Genomic DNA, 17,551 nt, shown 5'->3' on the forward strand with positions numbered 1-17,551 from the left:
AGACCGATGATGTGCGGCGGTGACGTGGCGCAGCGCGCCGGGACGACCCAGGGGTGTTCGGCCGGGGCGGCGCGACGCGCGATGATGAAGGCGTGAAACGCGGTCAGCTGCGTATCTACCTCGGCGCCGCGCCGGGAGTCGGCAAGACCTACGCCATGCTCGGCGAGGCGCACCGGCGACTGGAGCGCGGTCGCGACGTGGTAGCCGCGGTGGTCGAAACACACGGCAGGGAGAAAACCGCGGAACTGCTCGATGGCATCGAACGCATCCCCCCGAAGCTGATCGAATATCGCGGTAGCACGTTCCAAGAAGTCGACGTCGAGGCGGTGTTGCGCCGCGCCCCCGCGGTGGTACTGGTCGATGAGCTGGCGCACACCAACGTGCCCGGCAGCACGCACGAGAAGCGCTGGCAGGACGTGGCGCAGCTGCTCGACGCGGGGATCGACGTGATCTCCACGGTCAACGTGCAGCATCTGGAGAGCCTCAACGACGTCGTGGAGCAGATCACCGGGATCCAGCAGCGCGAGACGGTGCCCGACGCCGTGGTGCGCGGGGCGGACCAGGTGGAGCTGGTCGACATCACACCGGAAGCGCTGCGGCGCAGGCTTTCCCACGGAAACGTCTACGCCGCCGAAAAGATCGACGCGGCGCTGCGGAACTACTTCCGCGCGGGGAACCTCACCGCGCTGCGCGAACTGGCGCTGCTGTGGCTGGCCGATCAGGTCGACGCCGCGCTGGCCAAGTACCGGGCCGACCACAGGATCACCGAACTGTGGGAGGCGCGCGAGCGCGTCGTGGTCGCCGTGACCGGCGGTCCGGAATCGGAGACGATCGTGCGCCGGGCCGGTCGGATCGCCACCAAATCCAGCGCCGATCTGGTGGTCGTGCACGTGGTGCGCGGTGACGGCCTGGCCGGGGTCTCCACCGAGCGGCTGGCCCGGCTGCGCGAGCTGGCAGCCAGCCTGGATGCCTCCCTGCACACGGTCACCGGCGAGGACGTGCCCACCGCCCTGCTCGAGTTCGCCCGAGAGGCGAACGCCACCCAGCTGGTGCTCGGCACCTCCCGTCGCTCGCGGTGGGCGCGCATCTTCGATGAGGGCATCGGCTCCACGGTGGTGCAACGCTCCGGCAAGATCGACGTGCACATGGTGACGCACGAGGAGGCCCACCGCGGATTCCGGTACGCGGCCCTGCATCCGCGCCGCCCGGTGGCGGCGTGGCTCGCCGCCGTCGCCGTACCGGCCCTGGTGTGCGCGCTGAGCGCCGCCTACCTCGACTCGGTGCTGGATCTCGGCGGCATCAGTGCCGTGTTCGTGGTGGGCGTGGTCGCTGTCGCGCTGCTCGGCGGGGTCGTACCCGCCTCCTTCTCGGCGCTGCTGTCGGGCCTGCTGCTGAACTGGTTCTTCGCGCCACCGCGCTACAGCCTGACCATCGCCGAGCCGAACAGCTTCATCACCGTGGTGGTGCTGCTCATCGTCGCCGTCGCGGTGGCCGCCCTGGTCGATCTGGCCGCGAAGCGAACCGCGCAGGCGCGCAAGGCTTCCCGGCAGGCCGAGCTGCTGACCATGTTCTCCGGCGCGATCCTGCACGGCGCGGATCTGCCCCGGCTGCTCGAACAGATCAGGGAGGTGTTCGGGCAGCGCGCGGTCGCCCTGGTGTCGGGTGACCAGGTTCTCGCCGAGGTGGGAGTGGGCCCACCGCGGCGGCCCTCCGACGCGGACACCGTGGTCGAGGCGGGCGATGCCGTGCACTGGTTGCTGCTGGCCGGCCGCCCGCTGGCGGTCGCCGACCGTCCGGTGCTGAACGCGGTCACCAACCAGGCCGTAGCTCTGGTCCGGCAGGCTCGCCTGGCCGAGGAGGCCAGCGCCGCCGCGGCCCTGCTGGAGGCCGATCGCCTGCGGCGGGCGTTGCTCTCGGCGGTCGGCCACGACCTGCGCACCCCGCTGGCAGGCGCCAAAGCGGCGGTTTCCAGCCTGCGCAGCGACGACATCGAGTTCTCCCCGGAGGACACCGCCGAACTGCTGGAGACCATCGAGGAGTCGGTGGATCAGCTCACCGCGCTGGTCGGCAATCTGCTCGACTCCTCCCGGCTCGCGGTCGGCGTGGTCACGCCGCAGGTGCGGCGGGTCTACCTGGACGAGGCGGTACACCGCGCGCTGGTGAGCGTCGGGATGGGCGCGCGCGGGCTGCGGCGCGCGGCGATGGACCGGGTGCGGGTCGAGGTCGGCGACGTCTCGGTGCTCGCCGACAGCGGCCTGCTGGAACGGGTGCTGGCCAATCTGATCGACAACGCGCTGCGGCACGCCCCACGCGCGGGCACGGTCCGCGTCACCGCCGAACGCGCGGGCGACCGGGTCGCGATCGCGGTCGTCGACACCGGTCCCGGCGTGCCGCACGGCACCGAGGAGCAATTGTTGGAGCCTTTCCAACGGCGCGGCGACCGGGACAACACGACCGGCGTCGGGCTCGGCCTGTCGGTGGTGCGCGGGTTCGTCGAAGCGATGGGCGGCACCGTGCACGCCGAGCCCACACCCGGTGGAGGATTGACCATGCTGGTCGACTTGCCCGGCGGCGAGGCACCGGACGCGAACGGCACGGGCGTGGCACACGAGACGACGAGCGCGGGTGAGTGAGGTGTCCGCGACGACACAGGAGGCGGCGGTTGTGACGAAGACGCCCGATGCGGTGGCGACGAAGGTGCTCGTGGTCGACGACGAACCGCAGATCGTGCGCGCGTTGCGAATAAATCTCTCGGTCCGCGGCTATGAGGTGATCACCGCGGCGACCGGCAGCGCGGGCCTGCGCGCGGCGGCCGACCGGCATCCGGACGTCGTGATCCTCGATCTCGGCCTGCCCGACATGGACGGCATCGAGGTGCTCGCCGGATTGCGCGGCTGGACCTCGGCGCCGGTGATCGTGCTGTCGGCGCGGACGGATTCCGCCGACAAGGTCGAAGCGCTCGACGCGGGCGCCGACGACTACGTCACCAAACCGTTCGGCATGGACGAACTGCTGGCCCGGCTGCGCGCCGCGGTCCGGCGCGGCGTCACCGATCCCGACGCCTCGGCGCCGGTGGTGACCACCGACTCGTTTACCGTCGACCTGGCCGCCAAGAAGGTCACCAAACGCGGCGAGACCGTGCACCTGACCCCCACCGAGTGGGGCATGCTCGAAATGCTGGTGCGCAATCGCGGCAAGCTGGTCGGGCGGCGCGAGCTGCTGCGGGAGGTGTGGGGCCCGTCGTACGCCACCGAGACCCATTACCTTCGGGTCTATCTGGCGCAATTGCGCCGCAAACTGGAGGACGACCCGTCACGCCCCAAGCACCTGCTCACCGAGGCGGGCATGGGATACCGGTTCCAGGAGTAATCCCGGCCACGGTCCGCCGACCGCGCGGAATGGCCCGTCCGCGCGCGGCGTTGCCAGGCCCGCGAACTGATTGCGACGACAATGGCAGGATCGAACCCATGGCTGAACAGACCGCTACACCCGTCACCGCCCCCGCGGCGCCGAGCGCGCCGGAGCCGACCACGTTGTGGGTCGAGCGCACCGGGACCAGGGCCTACACCGGCCGCAGCTCCCGCGGCGCCGAGGTCCTGATCGGTTCGCAAGGCGTCCCCGGTGTGTTCACCCCCGGCGAGCTGCTGAAGATCGCGCTCGCCGCCTGCTCCGGCTTGAGCGCGGACTTCCCGCTGTCGCGCAGACTCGGCGACAACTTCGACGCCACCATTCGCGTCTCCGGCGACGCCGACCGGGAGAACGAGGTCTACCCGCAGCTGGACGAAGTGTTCGAACTCGACCTCAGCGACCTGGACGAGGAGGCCCGCGAACGATTGCTGGTCACCGTGCAGCGCGCGATCGACAAGGTCTGCACCGTGGGGCGGACGTTGCGAGCGGGATCGAAGGTGACGCTGTCGTTCGACATCGAGGCCTGATGGACGAGCCCGTTCGGTTGAGCGCCTGGGTGCACGGACTGGTTCAGGGCGTCGGTTTCCGCTGGTGGACCCGGTCCCGCGCGCTCGAATTGGGACTGGCCGGGCATGCGACGAATGCCAGGGACGGCCGCGTGCACGTGGTCGCCGAAGGTCCACGGCCGGCTTGTGAGCGGTTGCTGGCCCTCTTGCGTTCCGAGGACACACCTGGTCAGGTCAGGTTGGTTGTGGAAAGCTGGGAGCCCGCGCGGGGTGATTTGACCGGTTTCGAGGAGCGGTAGTGGTGGTTCGGGCGACGAGGGGGGCGCAGCGATGAGCACGCGAGATCCGGGTGACCAGCGCCGGGACGAGCCCGAGCGGCCGTCCGGCCCACAGCGCCCGGCCGAGGACCGGCAACCGCCGACGCCGACGTCCGGCGACGAACAGGACAGGTCGACACCTGCCGCCGGTGGCGCCGACCGATCGACCCCCACCTCCGCATCGGGTGACGCCGATCAGCCCGGAAACGACTGGTCGACGCCCACTTCGGTGCCGTCGAGCGGGGGCGGTCCCGCCGATCGGCCGCCCGCCGCGCCCCCTCCTCGCCCCGGCAGTATCCAACGCCAAGAGGCGGGCGTGACCCGCCCCCGTCCGCCCACGGTGGCCGAGGCACGAGCGCGCGACAAGGCGCGCAAGCGCGCCGAGGAAGTCCAGCGCGCGGCCGCCGCGGCCGAGGAGGCCAAGAAGCGCACCCGCAAACGCGTCATGATCGGCGGTGTCGCCATCGTCGGCGTCGCTGCCCTGGTCGGCGGTGGCTATCTGGCCTATCGCGCCTTGGCTGCCCCGGACCGGGTTACGGCCCAGTGCGTGAAGACCGAGAACGGCCAAGAAATCGTGGTCGACGACTCCTACTGCGGCGACGGCCGTCCTGGCTTCGTCAACGACACCGGCCTCAATCCCGGTTTGATCATCCTCGGCGGCGGGCCGCAGTACCGCTACTACTACGGCGGCACCGGCACGATCGGCAAACCGCCCATCGGCGGCACCACGATCAAGCCGAAGAGCGCCGAGATCAAGACCAAGAGCGGCACCACCATCCAGCGCGGCGGTCTGGGTAGCAAGAGCGGCGGAGGATCGTAGATGCGGCGTGTACGGGATACGCCCCGGCCGGGCTGGCAGCAGATCATCGAGAGCCAAGGCCTGGTCTACGGTGCCCCGGGGCGGGACGCGAGCGGTCAGCCGCGGCCGTACTGGGACGAGTCGGTGCACTACGAGTTCGAGATGTCGGAGATCCTCGCCTTGGAGGCCGACGTCGAACTCCTGCACTCGATGTGCCTGAACGCGGTGGAGCACGTCGTGCTCACCGAGCGGTACGCCGATTTCGGCCTGCCCGAATGGAGTTGGGGCCCGATCGCCGAATCCTGGCGGCGTTCTGATCCGCACGTCTACGGGCGTTTCGACCTGCGCTACGACGCACGGCGTCCGGCGAAACTATTGGAGTACAACGCCGACACGCCGACCTCGCTGCTGGAGGCGGCGATCGTGCAGTGGCACTGGCTGACCGACCGCTACCCCGGCGGCGACCAGTGGAACTCGTTGCACGAGAAGCTGGTCGAACGGTGGGGCGAGTTGCGCGACGTGCTGCCCACGTCGCAGCTGCACTTCACCTGGTCCGGTGCGGACGCCACCGGCGAGGACAACGTCACCACCGCCTACCTGCAGGAGACCGCGGCCGAGGCCGGTTTCGACACCATCGCGCTGCCGATCGAGGAGATCGGATTCGATTCCGAGCTGGACCGTTTCGTCGACCTGGCGGAGGCCCCGATGGAGGCGGTCTTCAAGCTCTACCCGTGGGAATGGGTGCTCGACGACGATTTCGGTAAACGCGTCGTGGACAGCCTGCCGGAGACCATGTGGATCGAACCGCTGTGGAAGACGCTGCTGAGCAACAAGGCGATCCTGGCGGTGCTGTGGGAGATGTACCCGGGTCACCCGAATCTGCTGCCCGCCTACCTCGACCAGCCCAACGAGCTCACCGAGTACATCCGCAAACCGAAGCTGGGACGCGAGGGCGCCAACATGACGATCGTCGGCGCCGGACTGGAGACCGCGACCGGCGGCGTCTACGGCGAGGAAGGCTACGTGTACCAACTGCTCGATCCGCTGCCGGAATTCGACGACATGCGTCCGGTGCTCGGCGCGTGGATCGTCGGGGACGCCGCGGCGGGGCTGGGTATCCGCGAGACCGCGGGACTGATCACCGACGACGGCTCCGCATTCGTCCCGCATCGCATCGCCACCGACTGAGCATCGTTACCGTCAAGCACGAACCCATCTCGGCCGCATGCCGATCCATCTCGGAAGGATCAAGATGACCGCAGTCGCCCTGGAATCGGGGTACTGGAACTCGCTCGGCGAGGGCGTGGGAGCGATCGTCCTCTATGCCCTCGTCGGCTTGGTGCTCATGCTCGTCGGTTTTTACGCCATCGACCTGACCACGCCGGGCAAGCTGCGCAAGCTGGTGGTGGCGGGCAAGCCGAACGCCGTCATCGTCACCGCGGCGGGCATGATCAGCATGGCGTTCATCGTCGTGCTCGCCATCTTCGCCGTGGGCAGCGGCGGCAAGCTCTCCGAGGGCCTGATCGCCGCCTTGGTGTTCGGCCTGGTCGGCATTGTCGCGCAGGTCATCTCGGTGCGCGTCATCGAACGGGCGCTCGGCATCGACATCGGCGCCGCACTGCACGCCGACACCTACACCACCGAGGTGCTCGTGGTGGCGGCCGCGCATTTCGCGCTCGGGCTCGTGGTCGCCTTCGCGATCCTGTAGGCGTCACGGCGGTGCGTGGTGTCGGCAGGACGCTCGGTGCCCTGCCGACACCGCGTTCCGAGTGCAGCCGATGGTTCAGTTCTCGTCGCCGTGGGCGAGACAGTACGCCGCCGCCGCGAGATATTGGCGGCACTCCGGGCCGTGACCGGCGTGCACGCTGCGAATGAACAACGCGCGATCCATATCGAGATCCGTCGACGGCTCCGCGGAACAGTCCCGGTACCGGGTCCGCCACAGATCCTGTATGTCCAGCGATGTCTGCATCGTGCACCTCCCGTGCTGCGTATCAGTGCGAGAAGGCTTGCAATGTCCTTACTTCGGGGGCATACCCGCTCCCGCCCCGCGGCAATCGGTGCGGGTCATCGGGTCACCAACCGCCAGTCGTCGGGCAGGCGCGCCGCGGTGATCTGCGCGCCTTCTGCCTCGAGGTCGACGGTGGTCGCACCGAGCCGCAGTGCGCGCAGCGACACCTTGCCCCACCGCGCGGGCAGCTGCGGTCGAACGGTGAGCGTCCTGGTCGGCGCGTCGGGATCGAGCCCGAGGAACGCGCGCACCAGCAACAGCGGCGCCGCGCTGGCCCACGCCTGCGGCGAGCAGGACGTCGGATACGGCACGGGCGTGGCGAATCGAGACCGAGGGAAGCCGCAGAACAGCTCCGGCAAGCGGCCGTCGAATACCGCGGCCGCGTCCAACAGGCCGGTGGCCAGCCGAGTGGCCAGTTCCACCGCGCCGGGAACGTGCCGGTAGCGCAGCAGCCCCGCCACCGCGATCGCCGTATCGTGCGGCCAGACCGAGCCGCAGTGATAGCTCATCGGGTTGTAGGCGCCCATGTTCGACGCCAGCGTGCGCAGCCCGAAGCCAGAATCCATCTCCGGGGCCGCCATCCGCGACACCAGCTCCGCCGCGTGCTCGTCGGTGGCGATGCCCGACCAGAGGCAGTGCGCGACATTGCTGGTCAGCGCGTCGACCTGGCGCTTGCCGCCGTCCAGCGCCACGGCATACCAGCCGCGGTCGGGCAGCCAGAACTGTTCGGCGAACTTGACGCGCAACTCCGCGGCGCGTTCGCGCAGCTGGCCGGCCAACCGCAAGTCGTCGAAAGCCTCCGCCAGTTCGGCCCTGGCCAGCATCGCGGCGTGCACGTATCCCTGCACCTCGCACAGCGCGATGGGCGCTTCGGCGATATGGCCGGTGGCGTCGTTGATTCCGTCGAAGCTGTCCTTCCACCCCTGGTTGATCAGGCCGCGATCGGTGGCGCGGCGGTACTCGACGAAGCCGTCTCCGTCCCGGTCGCCGTAGTCGGTGATCCAGTGCAGCGCGGCGTCGGCGGCGGGCAGCAAGTGCCGGATCGCCTCCGGATCGGCGCCCCAGCGATGACATTCGGCCAGCAGCATCACGAACAGCGGTGTGGCGTCGGCAGTTCCGTAGTAGATATGGCCGCCGAACACCTGTCCGCCCGCGGGCCCGCGGCGCATCTCGTGCATGATGCGGCCGGGTTCCTCCTCGGTGAGCGGGTTCACGTCCTGCCCTTGCAGTTCGGCCAGCTGCTGCAGCGTGCCCAGCGCCAGATCCACCTCCAGCGGCAGCGCCATCCACGCGGTGAGCAGGCTGTCGCGGCCGAACAGGGTCATGAACCACGGCGCGCCCGCGGCGACGAAAGGCCGGGCGTCGCCGGATTCGTCGTGCATCTGCAAGGCCCCCAAGTCGCTCTCGCTGCGGCGCAGCACCCGGGTGAGCGCCGGATCGGACGCGGCGATGTCGGTGGCGGTGTCACGCCACGCCTCGATCTTGCGGCCCGGCGCGCTGACGTTGTAGTGCTCGCCCGGCGAGATCGCCTGGAAACGCTGGTTGCCCACGGTCGGCTGGGCGATGATCTCGGCCTGCCAGCATTCGCCGACCGGCACGATCACCCGCCACAGCAACGAACCGGGCATCACCTCGGGCTCCACGGTCGCCGAGATCGAGATGCCCCGGCTGCGGTCGGCGTGATCGTGTAGCACCAATTCCCCATCGGCGACCGTCACGTCCGCCCGCCCGTGTCCGGCGCGTCCTTCCTTCACCGCGAACAGGTCGACGAAGTCGGCGTCCACATGCAGTTCCAGCAGCACCGCGGTGGGCTCGCGACCCATGTTCTCCAACGTGATCAGCTCGTGCATGCCGTCGGCCACGATCCGTTCGCGCACCACCAGCAACGTGCTGTCGGCCAGGCCCGCCTGCGGGGGCCTGCGCAACACGAACCTGGCGGCGAACGCCTCCGGACTGAGCACCGAAAGCGACTCGGCGGGTTTGCCGTTCACCAGCAACTCCCAGCGCGACAGCACGCGGGCGTCCCGGAAGAACAAGCCGTGCGGCTTACCCGGTTCGACGTCGCCGAGCCGATTGGACAGGCAGAAGGTGCCGCCTTCCACCAGGGTTACCGAGCCGCACCCCCCGAACCCGGTCGACTCACCGGAATTCAGGGGGGCGGGGCTCACCGGTACGGAATCGGTCACGCCAAGCCGCTCGCCGCGATCCGGATCGGCGAGGCGGGCGCCGGGTCGTCGAGTGGCGTGGTCACGGGCGCCGCGGTGTCGAGCGGCGCGGCCCCGGACCGCTTCTTGGAGCGCAGGACCCGGCGATACACCTGCTCGTACCCGAAACCGAGCGTGTCGGAGCCGAACTTGGCCTGCACGTGCGCCCGGCAGGCGTACGGATCCAGCGCCCTGACCTCTTCGATGGCCGCGGGCAACTCGGCGGGATCCTCACAGATCCGGCCGGTTACGCCGTCGACGATCACCTCGGACACCGCCCCGCCGCGCAGCGCGACCACCGGCGTGCCACAGACCATGGATTCGATCATCACCATGCCGAACGGTTCCTCCCAGCGAATCGGGAACAACAGGCAACGCGCATTCGCAAGCAGCTTACGCTTGGCCGTCGCGTCGGCGAGACCGAACACGTGATCGTTTTCCGTCAGCAGCGGCCGCACCTTCTCCTCGAAATAGGCCTGCTCGGGACGCTCGCTGCACTTGCCGGCCAGCACCAGCGGGATGCCCGCGGCGTGCGCGGCTTCCAGCGCCAAGTGCGGGGCCTTGCACTCGTTGAACCGCCCTAGGAACAGCGCGTAGTCGTCCTTCTCGACGCGGAACGGCCAATCGTCGACGTGCAGCGCGTTGTGCACCCGTCCGGACCAGTTGAGACCCTGCGCTAGCTCGCGCTGGCGATCGCTGATCGCCACCAAGGCGACCTCGTCGCCCAGATCCTGGTAGTAGCGGTAGATATCGTCTTCCACCGGCCCGTGGACGGTCAGCACCGTCGGAAGGCCCATGTTCTGGAAGACGGTCGCGTTGAGCGGCCCCGCGAACGTGTGGTCGTGCACCAGGTCCACACCGGAAGTGGCCGCGAGGTTCTCGATCGCGCGGCGCACCCGCAACGCGTGCACGACCTCGGGAAACGGCTCTCCGAGGCGTTCGGGCAGCGCCCGGTCCCACACCGGCACGAACTTGGCCTTCGTCCCCGGCTCCCCCGCGCCCAGCAGCGTGACGTCGTGGCCGCGAGCCACCAGCGCGTCGACCAGATCGGCCACCACGGCCTCGACGCCGCCGTATGCCTTGGGCGGGACGTCGAAGTACGGTGGCACGACCATCGCGATGCGAAACGGGCCGCTGGAACGATCTGTCGACAAGTAGTCGGACGACGGCATCTCCAGATCGGACGACGCCTGCGCGGAAATCGGCACGGAAAGCGCGCTCATGACCCTCCTTCCAGGGACAACCAAGTAGCACTCGCATTCACCCAGCACTCGGAGTACCGGGCGCCGAACTGAGCTAAGTGGCCCCCGCGGCGGAGGTGAAGACCTAGCTGCACCGCCGTCCATGGGGCTTGGTTGGCCTGGTCACGCGGTCGGCATGATCAGGGGGGCCGAGGGGGAGGTACCTCAGGGGGTGCAGTTCAAACCAAACAGTTCGGGAAAAATCCCTTGCTGCAGCGTTCGTTCGGCTACCGATGGGTAGTCCGGTGGCCCCGCGTTGTCCGCCGGGCTATGGCGACGACGTCGGGGGTCACTGATCCGGCAGGCAGCGACCGGGATCGGGCAGGTCGGCACACGGCGCGTTGCCGTGCGCGCGCAGCACCTCTTTGCCGGTCCGATCGGTCAGGAAGTGCAGGAAGCTCGCGGCGAGCGACCCACCGGGCAACTCGCCGTTGCTGTAGGCGTACTCGACGCCCCACAAGGGATAGGCGCGCCGCACGGCGGCGTCCCGGCTCGCGCCGACGCCCTCGATCGCGATGGTCGGCAGACCGGCGCCGACGGCCTCGGAGAATTCCGAATAGCCGATGGCCCCTGGTATTTCGGCCACCGCTTTGCGCATGTCGGCGGTGACCTGCACCTCGCACTGCGCGGGCGCGGTGACGACCGTGCCCTTCAACGCCGTGCAGCTCACGTGCGGGCGCTCCGGCTGCGTGCCGCCGAGCAGCCTGCGTTCGAAGATGGTGCGCGTGCCCGAGCCGGGTATGCGGTTGACCAGCACCACCGGCAAGTCCGGACCGCCCACCTCGCGCCAGTTGCCGATCCTGCCCCGGAACAGATCCTGGATCTGGGCGACGGTGAGATCGCGGACGCCGACGCCGGGATGCGCGATCATGGTGAACAGCGACAACGCCAGCGGCCGGTGCACCAGTGTCGGATAGCCGCCGCCCTTCGCACCGTCGGTGACGGCGAGCAACCCGGGATTGCCCGCGCCTTCTTCGGCGAGCCGGTCCAGTCCGCGCTCGGATCCTCCGAAGCCGTAGCTGAAATCGGCGCCGGTGCAACTCTTCCGATATTGCTCGGCGGCGTCTTCGATCACCTGGGCGAACGCCGATGACCCGATCACGGTCAGTTTGCCGGAGGCGCACTCCAGCGGGGTCGGCGACGGCTCCAGCGCGGACACCACCAACTGGACGACGATCACCAGCACCAAGAAGACCGTGAGCGCGACCATCATCAGGGAAACGCCGGTGCGGCTGCGGGTCTCGGTGATCCGCCCGCCTTTGATGCCGCCGCGCAACGTCGGCGGCGGGTATTCGCCCACGCCCTCCGAACGCTGCAGGATCGCCAGAATCTTGTAGTGATCGCCGGGGGCGAGCGGCACCTTCGGCAGGTCGATCACACCGATGTGCCCGCCGGTGTCCTCGCGCACCGCGATGCCGGAATCGGGGTCAAGGTTGTCGGCCAACGCGGGATCGCTGAGTTCGTTCACCGCCATGCCGATCACGCGGCGCTGCGGAAAACGCAGATGCAGGCCGATCCGCGCGGCTTCCGGCGCTTTGTAGTCGTGGCTGTCGATGGTCGTGATACCGCTGTTCTCGACGCGCACCAGAACGACCGAGATGTCCTTCAGGTCCGGACTGGCGCCGTCGAGCGAGGGGCGCAGTTGCGGGAGCACACCGGGGAACACCGACTCGATCTCACCGGTGACCGGCGTGTCCATCTGCACCCGATAGCCCAGGCGCCTGCGGCCGGCGAAGACGAACTCCCACAGGAACGCGCCGATGGGCACCGCGATACCGATGAGCGCGAGTACGATTTCGAGCGGAAAGTCGCCCACCAGTTGATCCCACCCCCAGCGATTCGTGTGACCCTTATTCTGTGCCGCAATAGCCTTCGGGCACAGGCGAAGTCGTATTGTTCGGCAATAGTTAACCCCGCGGTCACGCTTGCGCGCGAGTCCACGCCAGCAGATCCGCCAGCGGCCAGGTGTTGATCACCCGTTCCGCCGCGACGCCGTTCGCGAGCGCGCGCTCGCAACCGTACCCCTGCCAGTCGAGCTGGCCGGGTGCGTGCGCGTCGGTGTCGATCGAGAAGTGACAACCCATCTCGGCGGCCAGGCGCAGTAATCGCGAAGGCGGATCCAGTCGTTCGGGCCTGCTGTTGATCTCCACGGCGGTGCCGTAGGTGCGGCACGCCTCGAACACCACCTCGGCGTCGAACGTCGACTCCGGCCTGGTGCCGCGTCCCCCCGTGACCAGGCGACCGGTGCAGTGACCGAGCACGTCGACGTTGGGATCGGCGACCGCGTACGCCATGCGCTTGGTCATGGTCGCGCTGTCGTCGCGCAGACGCGAATGCACGCTGGCCACGACGACGTCCAACCGGGCGAGCAGATCGGCCTGCTGATCGAGGGTGCCATCGTCGAGGATGTCCACCTCGATGCCGGTCAGGATGCGGAACGGCGCCATCCGGTCGTTGAGCTCGGCCACCACGTCCAGCTGCCTGCGCAACCGGTCGGCGGACAGGCCGTTGGCCACGGTCAGGCGCGGGGAATGGTCGGTCAGGGCGCAATACTCGTGCCCGAGCGCGGCCGCGACCCGCATCATCTCCTCGATCGGGCTGCCGCCGTCGGACCAGTTCGAGTGGGTGTGCAGATCGCCGCGCAGTCGCTCGCGCAACGGCTTGCCCGGCGCCCCGATCGGCTGCGCGGCCGCCCGCAACTCGACCAGGTACCGCGGCACCACGCCCGCGTACGCCTGCTCGATGACGGCGGCGGTCTTGGGCCCGATGCCGGCCAGCTCGGTCCAAGTGCCTGCCGCCCGGCGCGCCTCGCGCTCGTCGGCGGACAACTCCGCGACGACGTCGGCGGCGCGCCGGTAGGCCTTCACCCGGTAGGTCTCCGCCCGGGAGCGCTCCAGCCAGAAGCCGATCTCCCGCAGCGCCGCCTCCGGACCGGGAGCCGCGGCGGCGTCCGGCATCCCGCTCGATTCCTGACCGGGCACCGGGTCAGTGCACCCGGCTGTATTTGACGAAGGCCACCCCGTCCTCGAACACCGTGCTGGTGATCACCCGGAACTTGGCCGGTTCCGGCAGCCGCGACCCGGCGCCGAACAGCGCACGGCCGCTGCCGAGCACGATCGGGTAGAGCTTGAGGAAGATCTGGTCGATCTCCGGCAGCAGCGCCTGCGCCAGTTCCCCGCCGCCGCACAACCAGATACCCAGCCCGCTCTCCCGCTTGAGTGCGCGAACCTTCTCGATCGGGTTCTCCGAGATCAGCTCCACGGCCGCGTCGGGACTCTCGGGCAGGGTGGTCGAGACGACGAATTGCCGCAGATGCGCGTAGGGAGTGGAGGTGCCGGTGCGGACGCCGAAGTCGTGCGTCTTGCGTCCCATCAGCACCGTGTCGAAGTAGCGGTTGCGCTCCTCCAACCCGATCGCCTCGCGCACCTTGGTCGGCAGCGTCTCGGGATACTGCGCGTTGATCGAGGGACCGTGGTCGCCGCCGACCGGGAAGAAGTCGACCGAGCCGTCCTCGGTGGCGATGAAACCGTCAATCGTCGACGCGACGTAATAGGTGAGCTTGCGCATGCTTCCCTTCCTCACGGTCGGCTGACATTCCGAACCGCCCTGAGAAAACGGTAGCTCGCCCGCGCTAACGACGACGAGGCTTCGGCTGGCAGCGCGGGCAGGAGTAGGACGAGCGGTTCATGAACCGCTCGCGGATGATCGGCGCACCACACCGGCGACACGGCTCGTGCTCCCGACCGTATACGGCCAGGGAGCGTTCGAAGTAGCCCGACTGGCCATTGACGTTCACATAGAGTGCGTCGAACGACGTACCGCCCGCGGCGAGCGCTTCGCCCATCACGACGCCGACTTCGGCGAGCAACCCGCGCACCGCGGGTCTGGACAGCCCGGAGGCGGTCCGTCCCCCGTGGAGCTCGGCCCGCCACAGCGCCTCGTCGGCGTAGATGTTGCCGATGCCGGAGACCACGCCTTGGTCTAGCAGCACGCGCTTGATCTCACTCTGCTTGCCCCGGATGACGGCGACCACGGATTCGGCGTCGAAACGCGGATCCAGCGGATCGCGAGCGATGTGCGCGACCGGCTCTGGCACCAGGGTGCCGTCCACCTCGACCAGCGGCGCGAGCGCCCAGCCACCGAAGGTGCGCTGGTCGACGAAGCGCAGCTGGGTGCCGTCGCCGAAGGTGGCGCGGATGTGGGCGTGCTTCTCCAGCGGCGCTTCCGCGGGCTGGACCAGCATCTGACCGCTCATGCCGAGATGCACGACGAGCGCCGTCTCCGGATCATCGAAGGTGAGCCAGAGGAATTTGCCGCGCCGCTCGGCCGACTCGACCTTCAGGCCGGTCAGTCGTGCGGCGAGATCGGCGGCGCCTTCGAGATGGCGGCGCACCGAGCGAGGATGGGTGATCGCCACCGATTCGATCATCCGGCCCACCACGTGCTCGGCGAGCCCGCGCCGCACGACCTCGACCTCGGGAAGTTCGGGCACGTCAGGTTTCGGCGGTCAGCGCCTCGTAGGCGGTCCCCGCGGCCTTCTGCTCGGCTTCCTTCTTCGACCGTCCGACACCCTGCCCGTAGGCCCGGCCGCCGATCACCGTGGTGGCGGTGAACTCCTTGTCGTGGTCCGGCCCGGTCGAGGTGATCTCGTAGCTGGGCACGCCGAGACCACGCTCGGCGGTGAGTTCCTGCAGGCTCGTCTTCCAGTCCAGGCCCGCGCCCATCCGCGGTCCGCGCTCGAGCAGCTCGGCGAACAGCCGCAGCACCACGGCGCGAGCCACCTCGATGCCGTGCTCCAGATGCACGGCGCCGAGCAACGACTCCATGCCGTCGGCGAGGATGCTCTCCTTGTCGCGGCCGCCGGTGAGCTCCTCGCCCTTACCGAGCAGCAGGTGGGCACCGAGCCCGCCCTCGCCGAGCCCGCGGGCGACCTCCGCCAGCGCGCGCATGTTCACCACGCTCGCGCGCAGTTTGGCCAGCTCACCCTCGGACTTCGAGGGGTGCTCGTGATACAGCCGTTCGGTGATGCTCAGCCCGAGCACGGAGTCGCCGAGGAACTCGAGACGCTCGTTCGTCGGCAGACCGCCGTTCTCGTACGCGTACGACCGATGAGTCAGTGCGAGACGCAGCAGATCCGGCTGCACGTCGACGCCCAACGCGGCGAGCAGGCTCGCGTGTTCACCGGACGAGTCGGGTTCGTCGGTCACGTCGCTACGACAGATCGGACGATCAGACCGCCGCCGTGACCTGGCGGCCCTTGTAGGTGCCGCAGGACGGGCAGGCGATGTGCGGCAGGGTCTTCTCGCCGCAGGCGCGGTTCGGGCAGGTGATCAGGGTCGGCGCGGTGGCCTTCCACTGGCTGCGCCGCGACCTGGTGTTGGAACGGGACATCCGGCGCTTGGGAACGGCCACGACTACTTCTCCTCTGTCTGAATTGCTCTGCCGGTTCGGCTGATCGGTCTTGCTCAGTGGTCTCGGTCGGCCGCACCCTCGTCGGGGCTGCCGCTGCCGGGCGATTCGGAGGCGAATCCAGCCAGTCCGGCCCAGCGAGGGTCAAGTATCTCATGCCGGTGGTCGGATCCCGCAATCGCCATCCGTACGCCGCATTCCGGGCACAGTCCCGCGCAATCCGGGGTGCACAGCGGTTGCAGCGGCAACTCCAGCCCGACGGCGTCGATCACCACCGGTTCCAGATCGATGAGGTCGTCGTCCATGCGATAGATCTCGTCGTCCTCGGTGGTCTGCTCGGTGGTGCTGTCCGGATAGGCGAACAGCTCGGTGAGCCGCAGGGTGACCGCGTCGGTGAACGGCTCCAGGCAGCGCGAGCACTCGCCTTCGATCGGCGCCTCGACCGTCCCGGTGACCAGCACTCCCTCGGACACCGCCTGCAGCTGCAGATCGAACTCCAACCGCGCGCCCACGGGAACGCCGATCAGATCCAGACCGATCCGCTGCTCGGTGGTGACGGTGCGGCGCAGTTCGCGCATGGTCCCCGGCCTGCGGCCGAGGCTGCGGGTGTCCAGCACGAAAGCGGCGTCCGGCGACCGGCGCTTGGCCGATCGGGGACGCGACGCGGAACCGGAACCGGCGGACATCACGGACTCACTCACGATCGAGGGGATACGGGCAACCACTCAACAATACGCGATCACGCGGTCCACGCCCAAACTCGGCCCATCGCGCCCGGGGCCGCTACCTGCGGAATTCCGTGGCGTAGTCGGGTGCGCCCGCCCCGCTGCGCAGTTGATGACGCCCCCGCCCCACCGTGCGCAGCGTGCTGGTCAGCGTCTCCTCGAAATCGGCGAGCCGGGAGTCGACATAGTGGTCGCATTCCTCGCGCAGGCGATCCGCCTCGGCGTGCGCGGCGTCGATCACCCTGGCCGATTCCGCGTGCGCCGCCCGCACCACCTCGGTCTGCGTGACCAGCCGCTCCTGCTCGGCGAGCCCGTCGGCGACGGAGCGGTCGTAGGCGGCCTTGCCCGCATCGATCATCCGCTCCGACTCGACCCGTGCCCGGCCGGTCACCGCCTCGTATTCGGCGTTGCCGTCGGCCACCACCCGGTCGGCCGCCTCCTGAGCGGAGGCCACCAGGTGATCGGCGTGCGCGCTCGCCTCGGCGACCATCCGATCGGCATGCGCCTTGGCGTCGGCGAGGATGCGGTCGGCTTCCTCACGCGCCGCGCCGATGGTGCGCTCGGCCTGCTCGTTCGCCCCGGTCACGGCGGTCTCGGCCGCGGTCCTGGCATCGGAGACGATCTTGTCGCGATGGTCGAGCACGTCCTGGGCGTCGTCGAGTTCGCCGGGCAGCGCGTCGCGGACGTCGTCGAGTAATTCCAGCACGTCGCCGCGCGGCACGATGCAACTGCGGGTCGGGGGGATGCCGCGCGCCTCTTCGACGATGGCGACCAGTTCATCGAGCGCTTCGAAAACGCGATACATGCTCACTACCCTCCTGCGGACTCACGGCGAAATCTCCGCCGACGCCCAGTGTGCCCCTCGTCACGGCTCGTGCCGAGTCCCTTTCCGGTGTGTCGTGCCAGTGTCTCGCACGCCACAAAATCAAGT

18 protein-coding genes are annotated in these 17,551 nt (G+C 69.1%); 7 read left to right on the plus strand and 11 right to left on the minus strand.

The genetic code is table 11. The annotated features are described in order from the left end of the window. The first annotated feature begins 92 nt into the window (after nucleotides 1–92). From ACWEO7_RS14885 to ACWEO7_RS14915, 7 genes are all read left to right on the plus strand, one after another. On the plus strand, nucleotides 93–2,633 hold the full coding sequence (locus ACWEO7_RS14885) for an ATP-binding protein (protein WP_452423727.1): 2,541 nt from the start codon (nucleotides 93–95) through the stop codon (nucleotides 2,631–2,633). A gap of 52 nt (nucleotides 2,634–2,685) precedes the next feature. Further along, complete coding sequence (locus ACWEO7_RS14890; RefSeq protein WP_450019489.1) at nucleotides 2,686–3,369, plus strand: response regulator; 684 nt, start codon at nucleotides 2,686–2,688, stop codon at nucleotides 3,367–3,369. A 98-nt stretch (nucleotides 3,370–3,467) separates the two neighbouring features. Then, the gene (locus ACWEO7_RS14895; protein ID WP_452423729.1) at nucleotides 3,468–3,935 is read left to right on the plus strand and encodes an OsmC family protein; all 468 of its coding nucleotides are present in this window, start codon (nucleotides 3,468–3,470) and stop codon (nucleotides 3,933–3,935) included. Next, complete coding sequence (locus ACWEO7_RS14900) at nucleotides 3,935–4,213, plus strand: acylphosphatase (RefSeq protein ID WP_452423730.1); 279 nt, start codon at nucleotides 3,935–3,937, stop codon at nucleotides 4,211–4,213. Before ACWEO7_RS14895 ends, ACWEO7_RS14900 begins: the two co-directional genes overlap by 1 nt. Nucleotides 4,214–4,244: 31 nt before the next feature. Then, nucleotides 4,245–5,051 carry a hypothetical protein gene (locus ACWEO7_RS14905; protein ID WP_452423732.1) on the plus strand — a complete coding sequence of 269 codons (807 nt, stop codon included), beginning with the start codon at nucleotides 4,245–4,247 and terminating at the stop codon, nucleotides 5,049–5,051. Continuing rightward, nucleotides 5,052–6,218 carry a glutathionylspermidine synthase family protein gene (locus tag ACWEO7_RS14910; protein ID WP_452423734.1) on the plus strand — a complete coding sequence of 389 codons (1,167 nt, stop codon included), beginning with the start codon at nucleotides 5,052–5,054 and terminating at the stop codon, nucleotides 6,216–6,218. A 64-nt stretch (nucleotides 6,219–6,282) separates the two neighbouring features. Beyond that, on the plus strand, nucleotides 6,283–6,738 hold the full coding sequence (locus ACWEO7_RS14915; protein WP_379251499.1) for a DUF350 domain-containing protein: 456 nt from the start codon (nucleotides 6,283–6,285) through the stop codon (nucleotides 6,736–6,738). Nucleotides 6,739–6,813: 75 nt separating this feature from the next. On the opposite strand, the gene ACWEO7_RS14920 is transcribed toward ACWEO7_RS14915, so the two are convergent. From ACWEO7_RS14920 to ACWEO7_RS14970, 11 genes are all read right to left on the minus strand, one after another. Next, nucleotides 6,814–7,002: a hypothetical protein gene (locus tag ACWEO7_RS14920; protein WP_450019448.1), complete on the minus strand. Its 189-nt coding sequence runs from the start codon at nucleotides 7,000–7,002 to the stop codon at nucleotides 6,814–6,816. Nucleotides 7,003–7,097: 95 nt separating this feature from the next. Beyond that, nucleotides 7,098–9,227 carry an amylo-alpha-1,6-glucosidase gene (locus ACWEO7_RS14925; protein ID WP_450019450.1) on the minus strand — a complete coding sequence of 710 codons (2,130 nt, stop codon included), beginning with the start codon at nucleotides 9,225–9,227 and terminating at the stop codon, nucleotides 7,098–7,100. Then, complete coding sequence (locus ACWEO7_RS14930; RefSeq protein ID WP_450019491.1) at nucleotides 9,224–10,417, minus strand: glycosyltransferase family 4 protein; 1,194 nt, start codon at nucleotides 10,415–10,417, stop codon at nucleotides 9,224–9,226. Before ACWEO7_RS14930 ends, ACWEO7_RS14925 begins: the two co-directional genes overlap by 4 nt. 358 nt (nucleotides 10,418–10,775) lie before the next feature. After that, nucleotides 10,776–12,302, minus strand: coding sequence for a PstS family phosphate ABC transporter substrate-binding protein (locus ACWEO7_RS14935; protein ID WP_452423735.1), 1,527 nt, complete (start codon nucleotides 12,300–12,302; stop codon nucleotides 10,776–10,778). A 103-nt stretch (nucleotides 12,303–12,405) separates the two neighbouring features. Continuing rightward, nucleotides 12,406–13,443 carry a PHP domain-containing protein gene (locus ACWEO7_RS14940; protein WP_452423781.1) on the minus strand — a complete coding sequence of 346 codons (1,038 nt, stop codon included), beginning with the start codon at nucleotides 13,441–13,443 and terminating at the stop codon, nucleotides 12,406–12,408. A gap of 28 nt (nucleotides 13,444–13,471) precedes the next feature. Beyond that, nucleotides 13,472–14,053, minus strand: coding sequence for a dihydrofolate reductase family protein (locus ACWEO7_RS14945; protein ID WP_355069839.1), 582 nt, complete (start codon nucleotides 14,051–14,053; stop codon nucleotides 13,472–13,474). Nucleotides 14,054–14,117: 64 nt separating this feature from the next. Beyond that, nucleotides 14,118–14,978 carry a bifunctional DNA-formamidopyrimidine glycosylase/DNA-(apurinic or apyrimidinic site) lyase gene (mutM, locus tag ACWEO7_RS14950; protein ID WP_452423737.1) on the minus strand — a complete coding sequence of 287 codons (861 nt, stop codon included), beginning with the start codon at nucleotides 14,976–14,978 and terminating at the stop codon, nucleotides 14,118–14,120. A 1-nt stretch (nucleotide 14,979) separates the two neighbouring features. Then, a complete protein-coding gene (gene rnc / locus ACWEO7_RS14955; RefSeq protein ID WP_452423739.1) occupies nucleotides 14,980–15,693 on the minus strand; it encodes a ribonuclease III in 714 nt (237 codons plus the stop codon). Between the two features lie 22 nt (nucleotides 15,694–15,715). Continuing rightward, the gene (gene rpmF, locus ACWEO7_RS14960) at nucleotides 15,716–15,898 is read right to left on the minus strand and encodes a 50S ribosomal protein L32 (protein WP_014987105.1); all 183 of its coding nucleotides are present in this window, start codon (nucleotides 15,896–15,898) and stop codon (nucleotides 15,716–15,718) included. A gap of 53 nt (nucleotides 15,899–15,951) precedes the next feature. Continuing rightward, nucleotides 15,952–16,581 (minus strand): YceD family protein, encoded by a 630-nt coding sequence (locus ACWEO7_RS14965; protein WP_452423782.1) that lies wholly within the window; start codon nucleotides 16,579–16,581, stop codon nucleotides 15,952–15,954. Nucleotides 16,582–16,678: 97 nt separating this feature from the next. Beyond that, nucleotides 16,679–17,425 (minus strand): DivIVA domain-containing protein, encoded by a 747-nt coding sequence (locus tag ACWEO7_RS14970; protein ID WP_450019495.1) that lies wholly within the window; start codon nucleotides 17,423–17,425, stop codon nucleotides 16,679–16,681. Nucleotides 17,426–17,551: the final 126 nt, after the last annotated feature.

This window comes from Nocardia sp. NPDC004260 (assembly GCF_053603155.1).